Annotated in this window: 20 protein-coding genes; 12 read left to right on the top strand and 8 right to left on the bottom strand. The window is 37.4% G+C overall.

The window, feature by feature from the left end:
• Positions 1-76 precede the first annotated feature (76 nt).
• Positions 77-709, top strand: coding sequence for a pentapeptide repeat-containing protein (locus LDK52_RS04720; RefSeq protein ID WP_277584795.1), 633 nt, complete (start codon positions 77-79; stop codon positions 707-709).
• 117 nt (positions 710-826) lie between these two features.
• Here the strand turns inward: LDK52_RS04720 and LDK52_RS04715 are convergent, their stop codons facing one another.
• A complete protein-coding gene (locus tag LDK52_RS04715) occupies positions 827-1,825 on the bottom strand; it encodes an inorganic phosphate transporter (protein ID WP_277584794.1) in 999 nt (332 codons plus the stop codon).
• A gap of 12 nt (positions 1,826-1,837) precedes the next feature.
• Positions 1,838-2,458: a DUF47 domain-containing protein gene (locus LDK52_RS04710; protein ID WP_277584793.1), complete on the bottom strand. Its 621-nt coding sequence runs from the start codon at positions 2,456-2,458 to the stop codon at positions 1,838-1,840.
• A gap of 292 nt (positions 2,459-2,750) precedes the next feature.
• Between LDK52_RS04710 and LDK52_RS04705 the strand changes: the two genes are divergently transcribed.
• From LDK52_RS04705 to LDK52_RS04685, 5 genes are all read left to right on the top strand, one after another.
• The gene (locus LDK52_RS04705) at positions 2,751-3,269 is read left to right on the top strand and encodes an NfeD family membrane protein (RefSeq protein WP_277584792.1); all 519 of its coding nucleotides are present in this window, start codon (positions 2,751-2,753) and stop codon (positions 3,267-3,269) included.
• Between the two features lie 18 nt (positions 3,270-3,287).
• Entirely contained in the window at positions 3,288-4,805 is a 1,518-nt protein-coding gene (locus LDK52_RS04700) for a flotillin family protein (RefSeq protein ID WP_277584791.1), read from the top strand.
• 404 nt (positions 4,806-5,209) lie between these two features.
• The gene (locus tag LDK52_RS04695; RefSeq protein WP_277584790.1) at positions 5,210-6,145 is read left to right on the top strand and encodes an HD-GYP domain-containing protein; all 936 of its coding nucleotides are present in this window, start codon (positions 5,210-5,212) and stop codon (positions 6,143-6,145) included.
• Between the two features lie 14 nt (positions 6,146-6,159).
• Positions 6,160-7,536: a class II fumarate hydratase gene (gene fumC, locus LDK52_RS04690; protein ID WP_277584789.1), complete on the top strand. Its 1,377-nt coding sequence runs from the start codon at positions 6,160-6,162 to the stop codon at positions 7,534-7,536.
• A gap of 46 nt (positions 7,537-7,582) precedes the next feature.
• Positions 7,583-8,074, top strand: coding sequence for a PCYCGC motif-containing (lipo)protein (locus tag LDK52_RS04685; RefSeq protein WP_277584788.1), 492 nt, complete (start codon positions 7,583-7,585; stop codon positions 8,072-8,074).
• 190 nt (positions 8,075-8,264) lie between these two features.
• On the opposite strand, the gene rsiV is transcribed toward LDK52_RS04685, so the two are convergent.
• From rsiV to LDK52_RS04670, 3 genes are read right to left on the bottom strand one after another with little or no spacing between them, the layout of a single operon-like run.
• Positions 8,265-8,987 (bottom strand): anti-sigma-V factor RsiV, encoded by a 723-nt coding sequence (rsiV, locus tag LDK52_RS04680; protein WP_479687885.1) that lies wholly within the window; start codon positions 8,985-8,987, stop codon positions 8,265-8,267.
• The gene (locus tag LDK52_RS04675) at positions 8,975-9,121 is read right to left on the bottom strand and encodes a hypothetical protein (RefSeq protein ID WP_277584786.1); all 147 of its coding nucleotides are present in this window, start codon (positions 9,119-9,121) and stop codon (positions 8,975-8,977) included. Before LDK52_RS04675 ends, rsiV begins: the two co-directional genes overlap by 13 nt.
• Positions 9,118-9,615: an RNA polymerase sigma factor gene (locus LDK52_RS04670; protein WP_277584785.1), complete on the bottom strand. Its 498-nt coding sequence runs from the start codon at positions 9,613-9,615 to the stop codon at positions 9,118-9,120. Before LDK52_RS04670 ends, LDK52_RS04675 begins: the two co-directional genes overlap by 4 nt.
• Positions 9,616-9,859: 244 nt before the next feature.
• On the opposite strand from LDK52_RS04670, the gene LDK52_RS04665 reads away from it, so the two are divergent.
• Together LDK52_RS04665 and LDK52_RS04660 are read left to right on the top strand one after the other, a co-directional pair.
• On the top strand, positions 9,860-10,549 hold the full coding sequence (locus tag LDK52_RS04665) for an ABC transporter ATP-binding protein (protein ID WP_277584784.1): 690 nt from the start codon (positions 9,860-9,862) through the stop codon (positions 10,547-10,549).
• Entirely contained in the window at positions 10,549-11,841 is a 1,293-nt protein-coding gene (locus tag LDK52_RS04660; protein ID WP_277584783.1) for an ABC transporter permease, read from the top strand. Before LDK52_RS04665 ends, LDK52_RS04660 begins: the two co-directional genes overlap by 1 nt.
• Before the next feature lie 49 nt (positions 11,842-11,890).
• Here LDK52_RS04660 and LDK52_RS04655 read toward each other — a convergent pair whose 3' ends face one another.
• Genes LDK52_RS04655 through nhaC form a run of 3 tightly spaced genes read right to left on the bottom strand, consistent with a single transcriptional unit; the run spans position 11,891 to position 14,787 of the window.
• Positions 11,891-12,154, bottom strand: a complete 264-nt coding sequence (locus tag LDK52_RS04655; RefSeq protein ID WP_277584782.1) for a hypothetical protein — start codon at positions 12,152-12,154, stop codon at positions 11,891-11,893.
• A gap of 37 nt (positions 12,155-12,191) precedes the next feature.
• Positions 12,192-13,355: a class I SAM-dependent methyltransferase gene (locus tag LDK52_RS04650; protein ID WP_277584781.1), complete on the bottom strand. Its 1,164-nt coding sequence runs from the start codon at positions 13,353-13,355 to the stop codon at positions 12,192-12,194.
• A gap of 52 nt (positions 13,356-13,407) precedes the next feature.
• On the bottom strand, positions 13,408-14,787 hold the full coding sequence (gene nhaC / locus LDK52_RS04645) for a Na+/H+ antiporter NhaC (RefSeq protein ID WP_277584780.1): 1,380 nt from the start codon (positions 14,785-14,787) through the stop codon (positions 13,408-13,410).
• 171 nt (positions 14,788-14,958) lie between these two features.
• Here nhaC and LDK52_RS04640 point away from each other — a divergent pair, with 171 nt between their 5' ends.
• The 4 genes from LDK52_RS04640 to hflX all read left to right on the top strand — a co-directional run bounded on the left by LDK52_RS04640 (position 14,959) and on the right by hflX (position 19,299).
• Positions 14,959-16,590, top strand: coding sequence for an AMP-binding protein (locus LDK52_RS04640; protein ID WP_407081782.1), 1,632 nt, complete (start codon positions 14,959-14,961; stop codon positions 16,588-16,590).
• Positions 16,591-16,657: 67 nt separating this feature from the next.
• Positions 16,658-17,176: an RDD family protein gene (locus LDK52_RS04635; protein WP_277584779.1), complete on the top strand. Its 519-nt coding sequence runs from the start codon at positions 16,658-16,660 to the stop codon at positions 17,174-17,176.
• 91 nt (positions 17,177-17,267) lie between these two features.
• On the top strand, positions 17,268-18,014 hold the full coding sequence (locus LDK52_RS04630) for a VOC family protein (RefSeq protein ID WP_277584778.1): 747 nt from the start codon (positions 17,268-17,270) through the stop codon (positions 18,012-18,014).
• A gap of 13 nt (positions 18,015-18,027) precedes the next feature.
• Positions 18,028-19,299, top strand: a complete 1,272-nt coding sequence (gene hflX, locus LDK52_RS04625; RefSeq protein ID WP_277584777.1) for a GTPase HflX — start codon at positions 18,028-18,030, stop codon at positions 19,297-19,299.
• Positions 19,300-19,313: the final 14 nt, after the last annotated feature.

Raw genomic sequence — 19,313 nt, 5'->3', positions numbered from 1 at the left:
CATTGTAAAACAAAGTGAGTATTAAATACTAATATAATGATAGAATATGAGTAGCAATTCCACAGGAGGGATTCGATTGAAGATAGCAGCACCGAAAATATCAAAATCATTGCAAGAACTTGATGTCCGAAAAGCACTATTAGAGGATTATTATGTTTCAGATGGAATGGTTACAAGTTTAGAGTTAGATGAAGAACAAGAAGATAAAATTGTATTTGATCAAATTCATTTTCGGGATATTTCTATGGAAGGTGTCCGTTTTCAACAAGTTGAGTTTGTTGATTGTATTTTTGAAAAATGTGATCTTTCCAATGTCGATTTTGTAAACGCAGTATTCCATCGCGTAGAAATTCAGCATTCGAAGCTAGTAGGAGCCAATATATCCCAAAGTAGGATGACTGAGGTGAAAGTAGTCGATACGGTCGCGAACTATGTCAGTTTGAGTTTTTCTAAATTGAAAAAAGTCTCGTTCACTAAAACCACATTCAACCGTGCGGATTTTATAGAGGCCACATTCGATAAAGTAAATTTTGAAGGCTGTGAATTAAACGAAGCGAATTTCACAGGCACTGCTTTAAATGGAATCGACTTAAGCTCAAATACGTATGAACAACTAACCGTATCATTAGATCGAATGCAAGATTGTACGGTCTCTGTAGAACAAGCAATTGGCTTTGCGAAATCACTAGGTTTAAAGATTAAAGAGTAAGTTGGTTATACGAGACAACTTGGCTTCCATACGAGAGGCAGCGGATGCTATGCGAGAGAGCACCAATAAATAAGAGAATGATCCCTTGTCCGAAAAGACAGGGGATCATTCTCTTTATTAGAATAATAAATTCAGTACTTGGAAAATAACGCCGGCCATAACTGCTGAAATTGGTAAAGTGATAATCCATGTTATGACAATTTTCTGAGCAACTCCCCATTTAACCCCTTTCACACGTTGAGCGGATCCAACCCCCATAATAGCAGAAGAAATAACATGTGTAGTAGAAACTGGTAAATGAATAGTAGTAGCACCGAAAATGATCAATGCAGAAGACAAGTCAGCTGCTGCCCCGTTAATAGGACGTATTTTCATAATTTTACCACCAACGGTTTTAATGATTTTATATCCACCAATAGAAGTACCAAGACCCATTGCAGTAGCTGCAGCTATACGAACCCATAATTGAATATCGTCATTTGTTTGCCATTCTGCTGCGATTAAAGCCATTGTAATAATACCCATTGCTTTTTGCGCATCATTCGTACCATGAGTGAAGGATTGAAGGGCTGCCGTACCAATTTGGAATATACGGAACTTCTTGTTTGTCCCATATAAACTTCCATTTTTAAATAAAACCTTAAATAATGACATCATTAAGAATCCTATAGCTAGTGCTAAGAATGGTGAAATGAGTAATGCTTGAAGGATTTTAATGAAGCCTTCCCAGTTTAGAATAGCGAATCCAGCAGATGACACGGCTGCTCCAGCGATAGAGCCAATCAACGTATGAGATGAACTGGAAGGAATGCCATAATACCAAGTAACTAAGTTCCAGATAATTGCGGATAGTAATGCAGCTAAAATGATTAGTGATCCATTTTGCAGGGCAAAAGGGTCTACAATATCCTTTGTGATTGTTTTAGCGACCCCCGTAAAAGTCAAAGCACCAACGAAATTCATAACTGCTGCCATTAGTACAGCCACTCTAGGCTTCAATGCTCTTGTAGAAACAGATGTGGCAATGGCATTTGCTGTATCGTGAAAGCCATTAATAAAGTCAAATATAAGAGCGAAGAGTACTACTAGAATGGTTAATATAAATACTGTATCCATAAGCTTATACTCCTACGCATTTCGCATGATAATTGATTCCAACGTATTTGCTACGTTTTGACAATAATCTGCGATGTCTTCGAGTTGTTCATAGATGTCTTTAAATTGAATAATACGGATTGGATCCTTTTCGTTCAAAAATAACTGTTTAATCGATGACCGTAGTACTTCATCGCATCTTCTTTCATAATCTTTAATAAGAATAGAATGTTCATGCATCTTCAAAAGTTTCTTACTCGCTAGAAGCTCCATTGCTTTAACGATTTCATCGGTGCTTTTCACAATATACCCTAAAAATGTACGCATAGATTCATCAATCTCGATTAATGAAAACATTTCTAAATGAGCGGTGAAATTATCAATACCATCTAAAATGTCATCCATACGGATCGCAAGCTCAAGGATATCTTCGCGCTCAATTGGAGTCATAAAAGATTTATTTAACATAACGATCAATTCATGTATTAGTGTATCTCCTGCGGTTTCGTAATTTTTTAAATGTATACTGATTTCTTTTAAATCTGCAACCGTATTAATGCGAAAACCATCTGCGTAGTGAGCACTATCACGTACGTTTTCGGCAATTTTTAATAGAGATACGAAAAATGGATCGGGTTTTTTTGAACTAATCATAAAAGCCTCCTGGACTTAATTAATATGTATACTTTTTCCTCAAATATCATAACAAAAAATTAACTAAATCAACACAGTTTTTACTCTAGATTAGTCAAATTTACAATTCTGTAACATTTGATGTAGGAAATAGAACGTAAGTGCGTTTTTTTGTCGAAAATTAAAAGGCTTTAACAGAATATAAAGAATTCATGATTAATCAGAGATAAGAAATAATTAGTTTTTACAAAAAGTAGAATAAATGAAACTTTCTGATATTAATTCCGTATATATTACAAAGAAGTATTTCTAGATGAAAGGGGTGAGTGAAATAGAACAGGTCTTTTTATATGGGTTAGTTGGTATTGGTTTAATTACTATTGTGTATGTATTATTTGCGGATGCAATTGATGGAATGGACGGCGGTATATTTAACCCGACAACGGTACTTTCCTTCCTTCTTTTTATTTGTGCAACGGGCTTTATTTTATTAAAGCTAACAGATTGGGACGAGAAAATTGTTATTGTAGTAGCTCTTATTATTTCGAGTATATTAACATTCTTACTGTACTTTTTTATATTAGTTCCGCTTGCTTCTGCAGAGGTATCCACTGCATACGCCGACGAATCTCTACAAGGTCTAGTTGGGAGAGTGATTGTCCCGATACCAGCAAATGGATTTGGAGAAATAATTATTGAAACAGTTAATGGAATCATTTCAAAAAGAGCTACAGGATTTGACAATGAAGAAATAGATTATGACAAAAAGGTGCTCATAATAGATGTAGATCAAGGTACATTTTTAGTAAAAGAGTACGTACCATTAGTATAGACAATAGGGGGAATAGAAATGCAAATAGAAATGTTGATTGTTATTGGGATAGTAGTATTTGTGATAATTGCTATGTTAGCTGTTTTTATTACGAAATATCGTACAGTAGGGCCAGATGAAGCTTTAATTGTAACGGGAAGTTATTTGGGATCTAAGAATGTACATACAGACGAATCTGGTAACCGCATTAAAATTATACGTGGTGGAGGGGCATTTATCTTTCCAGTATTCCAACAAGCAAAACCACTTAGTCTTCTTTCTAGTAAATTAGAAGTTACTACGCCTGAAGTATATACAGAGCAAGGTGTTCCAGTAATGGCGGACGGAACGGCAATTATTAAAATTGGAGGCTCTATTTCGGAGATTGCCACTGCGGCCGAACAGTTTTTAGGTAAATCCAAGGATGACCGTGAAAACCAAGCTAAGGAAGTATTAGAAGGTCATCTGCGATCTATCTTAGGCTCTATGACCGTAGAGGAAATTTATAAAAATCGAGATAAATTCTCACAGGAAGTACAACGTGTCGCATCTCAGGACTTAGCAAAAATGGGATTAGTCATTGTATCATTTACGATCAAAGACGTACGAGATAAAAACGGATATTTGGATTCTCTTGGAAAGCCAAGAATTGCACAGGTTAAGCGTGATGCAGATATCGCAACAGCAGAAGCTGAGAAAGAAACTCGTATCAAACGGGCAGAAGCTTCCAAAGATGCACAGAGAGCCGAAATCGAAAGAGCTACGGAAATTGCTGAATCCGAAAAGGATAACCAGTTAAAGGTAGCTGAATACCGTCGCGAGTCGGACATTGCCAAAGCTCGGGCAGACCAAGCGTATGAACTAGAAACGGCACGCTCTAAGCAAGATGTTATGGAGCAAGAAATGCAAATTCAAATTATTGAGCGTCAAAAACAAATAGAGTTAGAAGAAAAAGAGATTCTACGTCGCGAGAAACAATATGACTCTGAGGTAAAGAAAAAGGCGGATGCAGATCGTTATGCCATTGAGCAAAATGCAGAAGCTTCTAAGTCACGTGAGATGGCAGAGGCAGATGCGGAGAAATATCGAATTGAAGCTAAAGCAAAAGCGGACGCAGAGAAGGTTCGATTAGACGGGCAAGCAAAAGCAGATTCTCTAAGAGCACAAGGGGAATCGGAGGCTGATGTTATTCGACTGAAAGGTCTTGCCGAAGCAGAAGCAAAACGTAAGATAGCAGAAGCTTTTGAAATGTATGGTCAGGCAGCTGTTCTCGATATGATTGTTCATATGCTTCCTGAATACGCAAAACAAATTGCAAGTCCCCTTTCAAATATCGACAAAATTACGGTTGTCGACACTGGTAGCGGAGAAGGTGGGGGAGCTAACAGAATTACCTCCTATGCAACTAACTTGATGTCAACACTTCAAGAAACGCTAAAAGCATCCTCTGGTATTGATGTGAAGGAAATGCTAGAAAGTTATGTAGGTAAAGGGAATATTCGTCCGAGTATAGAGCGATTAACAGAAGAAATAAAAAGTGTAAATGAAAGTCCATAACATTTTAAGGCAAAGAACCTATGAAAATATTCATAGGTTCTTTTTATTTTGTTTCATTTAAGTTGTTTGAATTGTATAATAAAAGCAGAAAAAGTGTGAAACTTCAATCAGTGGGGATAGTCTTCATCCCCACTGATTGAAAATGGAACTCAGGCAAATAACGCCGCGGTCATGCGTTAATGCCTGAGTGACCAACATCCTGTTGGCCCGAGGCTCGCGGAAGCGAGTCACATAGACGATGCCACACGACGTGGCGCTTTTCGTCTATGTTCTACGGCGGGCTTTTACGGTCAGTTATCCGCCGACTATACTTTGTAGCTTGGGGCTAAACCTCAAATTGGGAGTCATACTGACCGTTAATGCGGGATAAAGCTGAATGTTGTCATAGGTATGGGGGATGAAATATGCTAACACTTGAACAAATAAAGGATATACGTCTGAAAGCATATCTACCGAGAGTAATTACAGATCAATCGGTTACTACATATCTCGGAAGTGCGGAAAATATTTCTTACTCTTTGTATACATTGTTTCCAAATACAACTACTTGGGTTTATTATCACTCAAATTCTTCTGCTGATTTTGTGGAGCGTTATACTATTTTAAATGGTGTCTTAGAAATAGATAGGGATGGTCAAAAGTTGATATTGCAACGTGGTGATGTGATAGATGTAAATGAGTGTGCTGGAGTGGTTACTTGTAATGCGGAATCACATGTGGAGATTTTGTTTGAAATGACTTCTTCGAAATTTGAGAAAAACTTTTCAGAGCGTGGAATCATTCAAAGAGATGCTAAACAAATTCAAGAAGTGGACGGCTATACTTATCATCATTGCTCGCGAATTCGTGATTACTCTCTTGAACTATGGAAAAGAATGCGACCGGGTCGACAAGGAGTAGCCATTTTATCGATGGGTTCGTATTTTCATGATATCGGTAAGCTAGCAATCCCTTTAGAAATATTGAACAAAACGGGCAAACTAACAGACGATGAATGGAAAGTCATTAAAATGCATACAACTTTAGGTGCAGAAATGATGAGTAACCATCCAATAGAACGAATACGTAAAGCCGCTTTTATTGTAGAAGAACATCATGAAAGGTATGATGGAAAAGGATATCCGTATGGTTTAGTAGGAAGTCAAATTTCGATAGAAGCTTCTATCGTCTCCGTAGTGGATGCGTTTGATGCAATGACTACGAAAAGAGTCTACCGTAAGGCGATGACTACTGAGGAAGCCATTCAAGAGATGAAAGATGGAAAAGGCACTCAATTTCACCCAGAGGTAGTCGATGAATTTTTAGCAATGTTGGAAGATAAACAAAATAAGTGGATTTAAAAGGAGCGAGGATAATGTCTTATCGTATTGAGCATGACTCTATGGGAGAAATTAAAGTTCCAGAAGATAGTCTTTGGGGAGCACAAACTCAAAGATCGAAACAAAACTTTAAAATTGGAACGGAAAAGATGCCAATTGGTGTAGTGCATGGTTTGGCCCTCTTAAAAAAATCTGCAGCAATTGTTAGTCATTCACTTGGAAATCTATCAGAAGCAAAAAAAGATGCCATCGCAAAAGCGGCAGATGAAATACTAGCTGGGAAACTAGATGCGCATTTTCCATTAGTTGTTTGGCAAACAGGTAGTGGTACTCAATCCAATATGAATGTAAATGAAGTAATTGCGCATCGAGGGAATCAGTTACTTGAGGAAAAGGGAAGCGAAGAACGTCTTCATCCTAACGACGATGTAAATAAATCACAAAGCTCAAATGATACGTTCCCAACAGCCCTGCATATCGCAGGAGTACTTGCTGTAGAGAACCAACTGCTACCAGCAATTGACGTCTTAAAGGAAACATTAGGAAAAAAATCCGAGCAATTTATGGATATTATAAAAATCGGCCGTACACATTTACAGGATGCTACACCACTTTCACTTGGACAAGAGTTTAGCGGCTGGCATAGAATGCTAGAAAAATCAGCAAAAATGATTACACAAAGTGTAGAAGAGATGAAGGAACTAGCAATTGGTGGAACAGCTGTTGGGACCGGATTAAATGCACCGAAAGGCTTTGGCGATCAAGTAGCTGTAGAAATTTCTAAAGCACTAGGAATCGAATTTACATCCGCAAAAAATAAATTCCATTCATTAACCAGTTATGATGATGTTGTTTATGTCCATGGTGCAGTAAAAGCATTAGCAGCTGACTTGATGAAAATTGCCAATGATGTTCGCTTACTGGCAAGTGGACCACGTTCTGGTATTGGAGAACTTTCTATTCCTGAAAATGAGCCGGGAAGTTCGATTATGCCAGGTAAAGTAAACCCAACCCAAAGTGAAGCAATGACAATGGTTGTGGCACAAGTAATGGGGAATGATACAACGATTAGCTTTGCAGCAAGCCAAGGGAATTATCAATTAAATGTATATAAACCAGTGATTATTTATAATTTCTTACAATCAGTTGGATTATTAAGCGATGCAATCCTAAGCTTTAATAACAATTGCGCAGTGGGGATTGAACCTAACTTAGATACGATTAAGCACCACGTAAATAACTCACTAATGCTCGTTACTGCATTGAACCCATATATCGGGTATGAAAATGCAGCTAAAATTGCAAAACATGCACACAAAAATGGTACAACATTAAAAGAGGCAGCGATCGAGTTAGAACTACTGACTGCTGACAAATTCGATGAAATTGTTCGACCTGAAAATATGATCTAAACGCTTTAGCCAAACACATATTAAGTAAAAAGGATTGTTTTCTCATATGAAAAAAATATTATTTATTCTATTTAGTTGTATATTAGTTCTGTCTGCATGTGGACAGGAAACTGTGCAAGAAAATCATGAAGAACATGAGGATCACTTAGATCATCAAGAAAATGCCGATATACAGGAAACAACGGATTCAACAGATGTATTGCCAGCGTTTTTAGATACTCAGTCTGAGGATATGAAACTTGTCTATCAAGCCGCAGCTAAAGCAAATGATGTGCTTAAATGGATGCCTTGCTATTGTGGTTGTGGTGACAGTGCAGGGCACGAAAGTAATTTCAACTGCTTCGTCCATGAAGTAAAAGAAAATGGTGAAGTTGTTTGGGATGATCACGGAACTCGTTGTGCAGCCTGTCTAGAAACGGCTGTCACGTCCATCCAAATGATACAAGAAGGAAAGTCATTAGTAGAAATTCGCAATACAATCGATGAAATGTATAAAGAAGGCTATGCGAAACCAACTGAAACGCCGATGCCTTCATAACTAAAAAACTGCTCCTTTCACAATCTCGTGAGAAGGAGCAGTTTTTTTGTATCATGGTTTTAGGAATCGGTTGAATAAGTAAGGTTATCGGTCGAATATGAGTGATAATCGGTCGAATAGGCAAGATAATCGGTTGAATAACAGAAGTAATCGGTCGAAACCTTGCTGCAATCGGTCGAATATCCTGAAATCACTTAATATAATAATCGCTGACTAGTTCGTCTTTTATGACATCGGTTTGTATTTCAAATGTAACGACAGACATAGAACCTAGAGCAACCTCGTACTTATCGAAGGAAATAGTCAGTTTGTGATCTGCCGTAATAGAGAATGTTTGATCAGGGCGAATTGCTTCAAAGCCCGATACTTCATCACTCGCAATCCAATAAGTAATTGTTTCATCTGCTTCCATCTCTTTAGACATTTCACTCTTGATATAGCTAGAAACTACGTTTATATATCCGTTGTCTTTAAAAAGACTAGGCAATGTAATAAGGATTTCATTTTTCTTGTCAATCGTATCTGTTCTCATAGTAGTGAATGAAGAGCCTCCTGGATTCACCTCGTAACGATTAATTGAGAGAATGTCATCGGTATCGGTCACTACTTTGTACGCAGAAGATACATCTCGATCTCCTCCACTCTCCATCTCTTTTTGAAATCCTTCATAAAGTAACTTGTTTTCTTCGACATATTTTTCATTTAAACTATTTTCTAATCCTTTATTCGTTAAGCCTGTTACATTTGGTGTTTTTAAATCTACTTTAGATGTTCCAACCTCTTCAGATAGTTCTTGTAGAGTGACGACTTTTATGATTTGTCCAAGCATAGGTACTTTAGAAAGTGACTCTGCTAGTGTAGGACTGACGTTAACGCTTGTTACGAAGATTGCTGCAGCTGCTACAATTCCAATTCCCCACTTTTGAATGATGGAGATTTCGATTCTTCCTTTTTTGCTGCTTGGATGGATTTGCTTACGATATGTTTTAACTCATCAGGAATTTCTATATCTTCATATTGTTTTTTAGAGTCATTTAACTTGCTCATGCTTTCACCTTCTCTTCCATAAAGGAGCGTAGTTTCCTAAGAGCTGCATACAATCTTGTTTTAATTGTGTTTGGGTTTACTCCGAGTGTCATTGCAATATCTTCTATTTTCATATCCTCAAAAAAACGAAGAATAATAAGTGTTTTCTGTTTGGGTGCTAAATGATCAATAGCTTCATACAGATCGATATCCGGTATTTCCATCTCATTGGAGGGTAAATGGAAGTCTGAAATTTCATCCTCCACTACAACCATTCGTTTGTTTTTATGAATAAAGTCGATGGAAGTATTTATTAATATCCGGTAAAACCACGTTTTCAAATATTGGATTTGCTCCAGTGAATCAATTGATTTTAATGCCTTCATAATACTTTCCTGGATAATGTCCAAGGCCAATTCCTTATCTTTTACATAACTATATGCAAGTCGGTAATGGGCGTTCTGATTTTCAACTATATAATTTTCCACTAGCTGAAACTTTTCTGATTTTGTCATGACAGGGGTATGCTCCTTTTTCTAACTGTAGCGTTCGAACGTATTAATCATTAGACGGGGTATAATGCAGAAAAGTTTTACTTTTATTAATTTTAACGGTAAAGCTCCTTTACCACCATTCTTCCAAAGCACTGGCGCCTTACACATTTCCATCTATCTTAAGAATTTCTTCATTTTTATACTTCTAGAATGTTAAGAAATGGTGGGTACAATGAGTGGAGTAGAGAAACAGGAGGGTAAATAAATGATACAAGTGAAGCAAGTGGATCATACATTTCTAATAGGGAAAAAAGGTAAAGAGAAGAAAGTGCCGGTGTTAAAAGGTTTATCGTTCGAGGTAAAACAAGGAGAAATCGTGGCAATTGTAGGGAAGAGTGGCTCTGGTAAGTCAACTTTACTTCATACAATCGCAGGGTTTATGAGTCCCGAACAAGGCTCCATTACAGTAAATGGACAAGAAACAGCAAATTTAAATGAAACGGAAAGAGCAGCATTCCGCTTGAATAATTTCGGCTTTATCTTTCAAAACTTTCAACTGATGCCTGGGTTAACCGCTATTGAAAATGTAGAGCTACCTTTGAAGCTAAAGGGTATATCCCCGAAACAAAGAAAAGCCAGTGTTCAGCAAATGATGGACAAGGTAGGACTAACAGAGGTTGGTGACCATTATCCAAACGAATTATCTGGGGGACAGCAACAGCGTGTAAGTATTGCACGTGCCTTAATTACCAATCCACCTATACTATTTGCAGATGAGCCAACAGGGAGTCTAGATTCTGAAACTGAGCAAGATATATTACTATTAATACAAAATTTAAATCAAACACTTGGCGTAACGTTTGTGATGATCACGCATGATGCGGAAGTGGCAAGCATCGCACATAGAACATTTAAAATGCACGACGGGGAATTAGTGAAGGGAGATGTTCGATAATGTTATTTAAAGATCAAGTCGACTTTGTTCGCCAACATATTAAGAAAAACAAATTACGTGTATTTATGACTATTCTTGCCGCAACGATGGGCTGTGCATTTTTAATCGTATTAGCTTCTATTGGGTTTGGTATTCAAGATACGATGCGCAATGAAATCCTGCAAGATCAAGCAATTACAGAAGTGGAAGTTTACCCGAAGGAAAACGAAGAATTGAATTTAGAAGAAATTAAATCTGTTCCATATATTGGAGCAATCGTCCAAAGAACAAGCATGGATGTAATGACAAGCTTCCATTTAGACGATCGTTCGATATCAGGAAACTTGCAATTAACTGATATGAAAGAGGAAGAACAATCAAATCTTAAATTATCAGAAGGACGATTGCCTCAAAATAATTCGGAAATAGTAGTGGGGTATCACTTTGCACAGAATCTATGGACAGATACAGAACGTGCAAAGGTTGAGGAAGGGGTAGAAGAGGCAGATCTTCCAAAGGGATATGAAAAGTCGATTATAGGCAAAAAAGTTTCCTTATCATTACAATCATATGATGCGGATACTACATTCCCAGAACAATGGCACTTTACAGTAGTAGGAGTAGTGGATAATCCGGCAAAAGACTGGATAGTAGATCAAAGCATTTTAATGGATAAATCTTGGCTACCGGAATTAACAGGAGTTTATGAAGCGAATGCAGAACAAATTCCTGAAAAATTTACTTACGCAACAACTAAAATTTATACTTCTAGTTTGGAGCATGTGAAATCAGTAACAAAAGATTTGAAGGATATGGGTTATAACGTCTATTCTGTATCAGAGCAATTAGAGCAAATCGATGTGTTCTTTATGGCTTTTAAAATAGGTTTAATATTCGTTGGAACCATTGCAATTCTTATCTCCTCTATTGGAATTTTTAATACCATGACAATGGCTGTAACCGAAAGAACACGCGAAATTGGCGTGATGAAAGCAATTGGAGCTAGTCCTAAGCTGATTCAAAGATTGTTCCTAATGGAAAGTGCGTGGATTGGAATAATTGGTACTGTCCTTGCGGTCATTATTTCATACGCAGTAAGCTTCCTAGCTAACTGGCTACTGCCGATGGTGGTTGGAGCTGCATTAGGGGAGGATGGACTTCAAGACCTATCTATTACGTTTTCATTAATCCCCTGGCAGCTAGTAGTTTTAGCGTCTGCAATTAGTATCGGGGTCGCGATGATTTCTGGTTGGAGACCAGCACGCAAAGCAACTAAAATTGATGTGATTCAAGCATTACGTCAGGAGTTATAAAACAAAAAAGTGAGCAAGAAGTGTCTTAAGACATTTCTTGCTCACTTTTTCATCCAGAAATCTTAAAATAAGCGATAAAAAGTACAAGCACAACTACTGTGTTTATTAAATTATATTTAGTCCTAGAAATCGTTTGATCAAAATTATTGGATTTATTTATTAATACGATGCCAAGGTATGTGACGAAAATTGCCAAAAACAAAGCGAAAATAGGAGGCATTGCATAAACGCGAGCATTGATAAAATGCACAATGATTATGGCGATGGCCATTGCTATACCATAAGCTACTTTTTTGATAGTTGGTTCTTTCATCATAAAATCCTCCAGTCGCGTATTATATAAATCGTTTTCAAATCAGGTAATCTTTCAATTCATTCTCCAAGAACGGCTTCGCATTTAGTAACTGTTTAAATTGTTGATATCCTGCCATTTGTTCAGCGGTAGGTTTTTTTCCTGTTTTATAGGCACGTATTAAAATGTTTTTTGGCGTATTTTCCATATCGATAAACTCGACTAATTGTGACTCGTACCCGACCATATTCAAGATCTCTGCTCTTATGGAATCCGTTGCTAAAGCAGCAAAACGTTCTTTTATTAGCCCATGTTTTAACATAATGTCTAAACCAGGTGCATCTAGCTGTGTGTTTAATTCGTGCTGGCAGCAAGGTACACTCAAAATGACGCTCGCATCCCATTTTACAGCCCTTGCAAGTGCCATATCTGTCGCAACATCGCAGGCATGTAGCGTAACAACCATATCTACAGCAGTTTCGTCATTGTAGTCATTGATATCTCCTACTAGAAACTCTAACTGATCGTATCCTAAATCATTTGCAATTTGTGCACATTCTTCAATGACTTCCTTTTTCAAATCAAGACCAGTAACTCGGATATCAAGGCCTTTTTCGATTTTCAAATAATGATACAATGCGAATGTCAAATAAGATTTACCTGAGCCAAAATCGAGAATTCTAACGGTTTTATCCTTTGGCAAGTAGGCAAGCGTATCATCTATAAACTCGATAAAGCGATTGATTTGTTTAAATTTGTCATACTTTTGTTTTTTGACTTTTCCATCAGGTGTCTGCACGCCTAAACGGATAAGGAAAGGATACGGCGTTTGCTCATCCAACAAATAATTCTTTTTCCGGTTATGGGAGAGGTCTACTGTTTTAGTGGCTGCAGTTATTTCTGATTTCCACATAACTTTGTTTTTCTTTGTGAGCTGAGCTTGTACTTTTTCCTCTTTGAAATCCATATGCAGTTGACGGAACTGTTCTAAGAGTTCATCTAATTTTTCTGTAAATGCATCTAATGCAATATTTTCATGCTTCAATATTCGCTCGTACTGGTATTCTAACTGAATATGATACGTATTTTTTATTTCAATCGGTTTTAATTTTACACGTTTCACTTCATTAGACTTTGCACGTGGTTGACTAATCGTTGCAGTGACTAACTGCTTCGTTCCTATTTGCTGAAGAAAGTATTCTTTCATTTCCTGAAATTCCATCAAATCGCCTACTTTTTAGTAATATACTTTGAAATAGTGTATCACATCGACTTCATTTATTATAAGTAAGTGTTTTGCCGGTCAATCCAAACAAAATAGTGAGCACTGGACAAAGTAAACAGAAGAATGCGAACGGCAAGTAGTCAATTGTGGATACAGATAAAACATCTGTGATGAAAATCCCACAAACACTCCAAGGAACCAACGGATTTACTACAGTACCTGCATCCTCCATCACACGAGCTAGGTTTTTGTTTGCTAACCCTACTTTTTGAAAATGGGCTTGGAAGGTTTCGCCTGTCAATAAAATGGACAAGTATTGCTCCCCGATTAGTACGTTTACTCCAATAGCTGTAAAAGCTGCAGCTGAAATGACCTTTCCTACACTCGTTAGTAAACCTTCTATTTTCCGCAGTAAACTTTGCACTATACCTAATGTAAATAAAAGCCCACCCATACTCAAAGCCAGTAAGACTAGGGAGATAGTAAACATCATGCTAGTCATTCCACCTCTAGATAATAAGGAGTCAACCGCTTCTATACCAGTTTGAGATATATAGCCGCTAAATAAGATGTTTAATACTTCACTTGCTGTAAAAAACTGATGGAAATAAGCTACAGCTATAGCGCTTGCTGAAGTGAGAGCAAGTGCTAACAGAGCAGGCATTTTTTTGGCAGAAAGTACAATGAGCAAAACCAGTGGAAGTAATGAATACCAATGGACCATACCAGTTTGAAGTAGACCTTCTTTCATTGTATTTATTTGCTCTAATTGTTGAATTTCTTTGTTAGGGGAAAGTAATGCATATCCAATTATCGCTATAAAAAATGCTGGGATTGTCGTCCACCCCATATTACGTATATGTTCAAACAGATCAACGCGAACTATAGCTGACGCTAGATTCGTGGTATCTGATAATGGAGACATCTTATCTCCGAAAAAGGCTCCTGAAACGATGGCCCCAGCAGTAATAGCCAATGAAATATCCATAGCACTTGCTATACCAACAAAAGCAACACCTACTGTGGCAACGGTTGTTAATGAACTGCCAATAGCAAGACCGATAACGCATGTTACTAAGAAGACTATTGCAAAGAAAAAATGTGGTGAAATTAATTGAAATCCTATATAAATAAGCGTCGGAATAGTACCGCCAATCATCCAGCTACTTATTAAAATTCCTATAAAGAAAAAGATGAAAACTGCGCCGAGCCCAGTTTTAGAACCTTCTATTAGTCCTTCTTCTAATGATTCGAAAGGAACCCTTTTTAATAACCCATAACCAATTAAAAGTAGAATGGCAAATAAAATTGGTAAATGTGGTACAGCATCAAATTTTATAATGCAAACTACCATCAAAGAAACTATTAACAAGATAAGAAATAATGCCTCTCGAAAAGGAGGCGTAATTGTAGATGAAATTCGAAACATAAAATATCCTCCTAGTTAAATAATTACACTTTGACGATTCAACGCTTTCAATCGCGAAAGTAATTAGGATTTTACCAGGTTTCAACGAACTGTCAATTAGAAAACGAAAAGTCTTTAACGTCAGAATTTTGTGATAAAATAAAATAATAAACAATCAAAGGGGAGATTGGTTTGTTAAATGAAAAAACAGTTGGAGAAATTGTGAAAGAAACAGCAAGTAAATTTCCCAATGTGGAAGCGTATGTGTATCCAGAGCATGGCATTCGAAAAACGTATAAGGAATTTGACGAAGAAACAGATGAGCTTGCAAAAGCCTTTATCGGTATGGGAATACAAAAAGGGGAGCATGTAGCAATTTGGTCGGATAACAAGAGAGAGTGGCTACTTAGCCAATTCGCAACAGGCAAAATGGGTGCAGTATTAGTTACGGTGAATACGAATTACCAAGAGAAAGAACTTGCATATTTATTGCAGCAATCAGATGCTACAACTCTCATACTATGTGAATCTTTTAAAGGAACTTCCTATTTAGATATAGTTCGAGCAGTATGCCCAGAGATAAGGACAGCCGAAAAAGGTAACATTCACTCAGAAAAGCTTCCACATTTTAAACGTGTCATTGTTATGAGTGAGAATGAGTATACGGGTATATATACATGGTCAGAGTTATTGGCGCATTCAGATGAGATTACAGACGATACACTAGAGGATGCGTTAAGATCACTTCGAAATGATGATGTGATTAATATCCAATATACATCAGGAACTACTGGTTTTCCTAAAGGCGTCATGCTCTCTCATAAAAACGTAGTAAATAACGGACAACTCGTAGGAGACTATATATTTTTGACGGAAAAAGATCGTCTTTGTATTCCAGTACCTTTTTTCCATTGCTTTGGTTGTGTCATGGGAACAATAGCATCCGTAATACATGGGACGACAATGGTCGTTATTGAACAATTTGATCCAGGAAAAGTACTTCAAATGGTTCAGGACGAAAAATGTACAGCGTTACACGGGGTACCAACAATGTTCATCGCAGAATTGAACCATCCAGACTTTAAACAGTTTGAATTGTCTACGCTACGAACTGGTATTATGGCTGGATCGATTTGTCCAATTGAAGTGATGAAAAAAGTGATTATTGATATGGGCGCAGCCGAAATAACGATCGCATATGGGCAAACCGAAGCATCTCCAGTCATTACGCAAACGAAGACGGATGATCCAATTGAGAAACGTGTGTCATCAGTTGGGAAGCCCCATAAAGGGGTTGAGGTTAAAATTATTGATCCAGCAACAGGAGAAGATACACCTACTGGAGTTCCTGGAGAACTTTGTACACGAGGTTATTTAGTGATGAAGGGTTATTATAAGAACGAACAAGCTACTAAGTCGGCAATCGACAACAATGGCTGGCTTCACACGGGTGATATCGCAGTGATGGATGAGGAAGGATATATTGATATAACAGGACGTATAAAAGATATGGTAATCCGTGGCGGAGAAAATATCTATCCAAAAGAAGTAGAAGAATTTTTATATCAACATCCAAATGTCCAGGACGTTCAAGTAGTTGGAGTACCTGATCCAAAATATGGGGAAGAGCTTATGGCGTGGGTTATTTTAAAAAATGGGCAGCAGTTAACTTCCGATGAATTAAAGGATTACTGCAAAGGAAAAATTTCATTTCATAAAATACCGAAATATGTTGAGTTTATAGAGGCATACCCAATGACAGCCTCAGGGAAAATTCAAAAGTTCCTCCTTCGTGAAATGTCTAAGGAGAAGACCAAAGCATAATTCGAATTATTTCCTGGGAAATCGACAAGTTTCATGTAAATAAACACAATAGGAGGAGTAAATTTAAGTGAATGCAACATTTATAATGCGATTCAAGGCGTTTATGTTTGATTACTTACTTATATTTGCCTACCTGATTGTACTTGCTATCTTGAATATTTTTTTATTTCCTTCTGTACAAAATCTTTTCAGTGAATCACTTGTAGTAGCTCAGGTCACAGGATTTATAATGGTCACTTTGCCAGTTTCACTCTATTTTATTATGAGTGACTCAGTGATAGGTGGACAGTCATTTGGAAAGAAATATATAGGGATTAAGGTGGTCAATGAAAAAGAAGAACCTCTTTCGTTACTTCATGCAATTTGTCGAAACGTCCTAAAATTTTTACCTTGGGAGCTTTCGCATTATCTTGTTTATCGTCTAATTTACCTAGGAGATGCAGAAGTTCCGTTCAAGTACTATATCATCGGCGGAATTATCTATGCCCTTATGTTTGCATATATTTTAACCGCTATATTCACTAAAAGAAAAAAGTCACTTTATGATATTGTTGTTAAGACACAGGTTATTAAGGTAGGATCTTAATAAAATGTGAGAGCATCGGTTTTTCCAATCGATGCTCTTTACATTTGTTGGTATACTAATGACAAGGGAATTATTGAATGGAGGCACTAAAATGTATTTGGATCATATCGTTCATAGCGTAACGAAAAAGCCGCAAGAAGTAGCTGAAGATTGGACTGAAAAAGGAATTCACGCAGTAGTGGGTGGTCAACATACTAAGTGGGGAACATATAACGCACTTCTTTATACGAAAACTAGCTATATTGAATGGCTTGCAGCAGAATATGAAGATGTTGCAAAAAATGCAAATCACCCTTTGATCAATCTAATCCTTCATGACTTGAAAAAGAGTGGAGCGGGGTTCAATACAATTTGCATACGTACGACAACCATAGATGGCCTTTGTATACAGCTAGAGGAGCAGGGTATAAAAACATCTGGTGTTCTACATGCTGAAAGGAAGACGACTAGTGGTCTAGTGCGTAAGTGGAAAATGCTATTTGTAAAAGAAGAAATAAGTGATGCATTACCATTACCGTTCTTTATAGAATGGGAGGAAAGTGATGAGGACAAGTATCGCTTGCTTCAGGAAGATGGAACAATAGAAAAAAGTAATTTAGAATTATCAATTACAGCCTGTGAGTTTCAAGTTCGAAATCCAAGGGAAGTAATGAATAAGTGGAAAAGTTATTTTCAACTGATAGAACATGATGAGCAAACATTACTGTTGGAAAATACACGTTTAATATTTAAACAAAGTACAAATAATGCTAAAGAGCGACTTGCCAGCATTGATATAGTTGGATCTAATCGACAGGAAGAAATCATTTACGAACAAGCAATCTATCGCTTTCTTTAAAAGGAGAAATTATATGGATGAATTAATAGAAAAGGCAATACTCGTTGCTGTAAAACTACAAAAGGACGAGCATTTTGAATATGGATTGGAAGAACTACACAATTTAGCAGGTGCTTTAGATGTGGAAGTAGTTGGGCAGGTCACGCAAAATCTTGATCGAGTTACTTCGTCCCATTACGTTGGCACAGGGAAGGTAGAGGAGATTAGAAACCTCTTTGAAGAAGCTGGGGCTAATCTAATTATCTTCAATGACGAACTGTCGCCATCCCAAATTAGAAACTTAGAACGCGATTTAGACTGCAAGGTTATTGACCGAACGATGCTAATACTCGATATCTTTGCTCGCCGTGCGAAGTCGAATGAGGCACAGATGCAAGTAGACTTAGCGCAGCTTCAATATATGCTCCCACGTCTTGTAGGACTTCGAGCATCTCTTGGTAGACAAGGCGGAGGAACTGGCGGTGGATTTAAAAACCGTGGTGCTGGGGAAACAAAACTTGAGCTAGATAGACGTAAAATAGAAGACCAGATTGCTAAACTTAAAAAGGACCTCGACCATGCAAAAGATCAACGAGAGACACAGCGCAAGCAACGTAAGAAAAATGCTATTCCAGTTGTATCTTTAGTAGGTTATACGAATGCTGGTAAGTCGACCATTATGAACCAATTACTGAACAAAGTTGGTCAAATGGAATCCAAACAGGTATTTGAGAAGGACATGCTTTTTGCAACCCTAGAAACTTCCGTAAGACAGATTAAACTTCCCGATCAAAAGGAATTTTTATTAACCGACACGGTAGGTTTCGTTAGCAAGCTTCCCCATCACTTAGTGAAAGCTTTTCGCTCCACATTGGAAGAAGCACGTGATGCGGACTTACTTTTACATGTGGTGGATGTATCGAACGCAGAACATCGTTTTATGATGGACGTTACGAATGAAACACTTCAAGCTGTTGGTGTAGAAGATGTTCCAACTGTCTATATATATAACAAATCTGATTTAGCGGATTTGAAATACCCGAATGTAACAGGCGATAATATTTGGATTTCTGCGAAAGAGGGAGCAGGATTAGAAGAGTTATTAGACATTATTAAAAAACATATCTTCTTTAATTATGTGCATTGCTCACTATTGATCCCATTTGATCGAGGAGATATTGTATCTTACTTAAACGAGCATGCATCCGTTTCCGCTACCTCATATGAAGAAGAAGGCACGGTTGTACAAGTAGAACTGAAAAAGTCAGATTATGATCGCTTTCAAGAATTTCTATTTGTTCAATAGAAAATTGCTACTTT

It is taken from the genome of Psychrobacillus antarcticus (assembly GCF_029533155.1).
GTDB classification, from domain to species: Bacteria; Bacillota; Bacilli; order Bacillales_A; family Planococcaceae; genus Psychrobacillus; species Psychrobacillus antarcticus.
This window is presented reverse-complemented; position numbering and strand designations above follow the sequence as displayed.

What these genes read in the sequence shown, in the direction of transcription:
- LDK52_RS04715 (WP_277584794.1), bottom strand. Translation starts at nt 1,825, where the DNA reads ATGGATACAGTATTTATATTAACCATTCTAGTAGTACTCTTCGCTCTT.
- LDK52_RS04710 (WP_277584793.1), bottom strand. Translation starts at nt 2,458, where the DNA reads ATGATTAGTTCAAAAAAACCCGATCCATTTTTCGTATCTCTATTAAAA.
- LDK52_RS04705 (WP_277584792.1), top strand. Translation starts at nt 2,751, where the DNA reads ATGAAAGGGGTGAGTGAAATAGAACAGGTCTTTTTATATGGGTTAGTT.
- LDK52_RS04700 (WP_277584791.1), top strand. Translation starts at nt 3,288, where the DNA reads ATGCAAATAGAAATGTTGATTGTTATTGGGATAGTAGTATTTGTGATA.
- LDK52_RS04695 (WP_277584790.1), top strand. Translation starts at nt 5,210, where the DNA reads ATGCTAACACTTGAACAAATAAAGGATATACGTCTGAAAGCATATCTA.
- fumC (WP_277584789.1), top strand. Translation starts at nt 6,160, where the DNA reads ATGTCTTATCGTATTGAGCATGACTCTATGGGAGAAATTAAAGTTCCA.
- LDK52_RS04685 (WP_277584788.1), top strand. Translation starts at nt 7,583, where the DNA reads ATGAAAAAAATATTATTTATTCTATTTAGTTGTATATTAGTTCTGTCT.
- LDK52_RS04675 (WP_277584786.1), bottom strand. Translation starts at nt 9,121, where the DNA reads ATGAGCAAGTTAAATGACTCTAAAAAACAATATGAAGATATAGAAATT.
- LDK52_RS04670 (WP_277584785.1), bottom strand. Translation starts at nt 9,615, where the DNA reads ATGACAAAATCAGAAAAGTTTCAGCTAGTGGAAAATTATATAGTTGAA.
- LDK52_RS04665 (WP_277584784.1), top strand. Translation starts at nt 9,860, where the DNA reads ATGATACAAGTGAAGCAAGTGGATCATACATTTCTAATAGGGAAAAAA.
- LDK52_RS04660 (WP_277584783.1), top strand. Translation starts at nt 10,549, where the DNA reads ATGTTATTTAAAGATCAAGTCGACTTTGTTCGCCAACATATTAAGAAA.
- LDK52_RS04655 (WP_277584782.1), bottom strand. Translation starts at nt 12,154, where the DNA reads ATGAAAGAACCAACTATCAAAAAAGTAGCTTATGGTATAGCAATGGCC.
- LDK52_RS04650 (WP_277584781.1), bottom strand. Translation starts at nt 13,355, where the DNA reads ATGGAATTTCAGGAAATGAAAGAATACTTTCTTCAGCAAATAGGAACG.
- nhaC (WP_277584780.1), bottom strand. Translation starts at nt 14,787, where the DNA reads ATGTTTCGAATTTCATCTACAATTACGCCTCCTTTTCGAGAGGCATTA.
- LDK52_RS04630 (WP_277584778.1), top strand. Translation starts at nt 17,268, where the DNA reads ATGTATTTGGATCATATCGTTCATAGCGTAACGAAAAAGCCGCAAGAA.
- hflX (WP_277584777.1), top strand. Translation starts at nt 18,028, where the DNA reads ATGGATGAATTAATAGAAAAGGCAATACTCGTTGCTGTAAAACTACAA.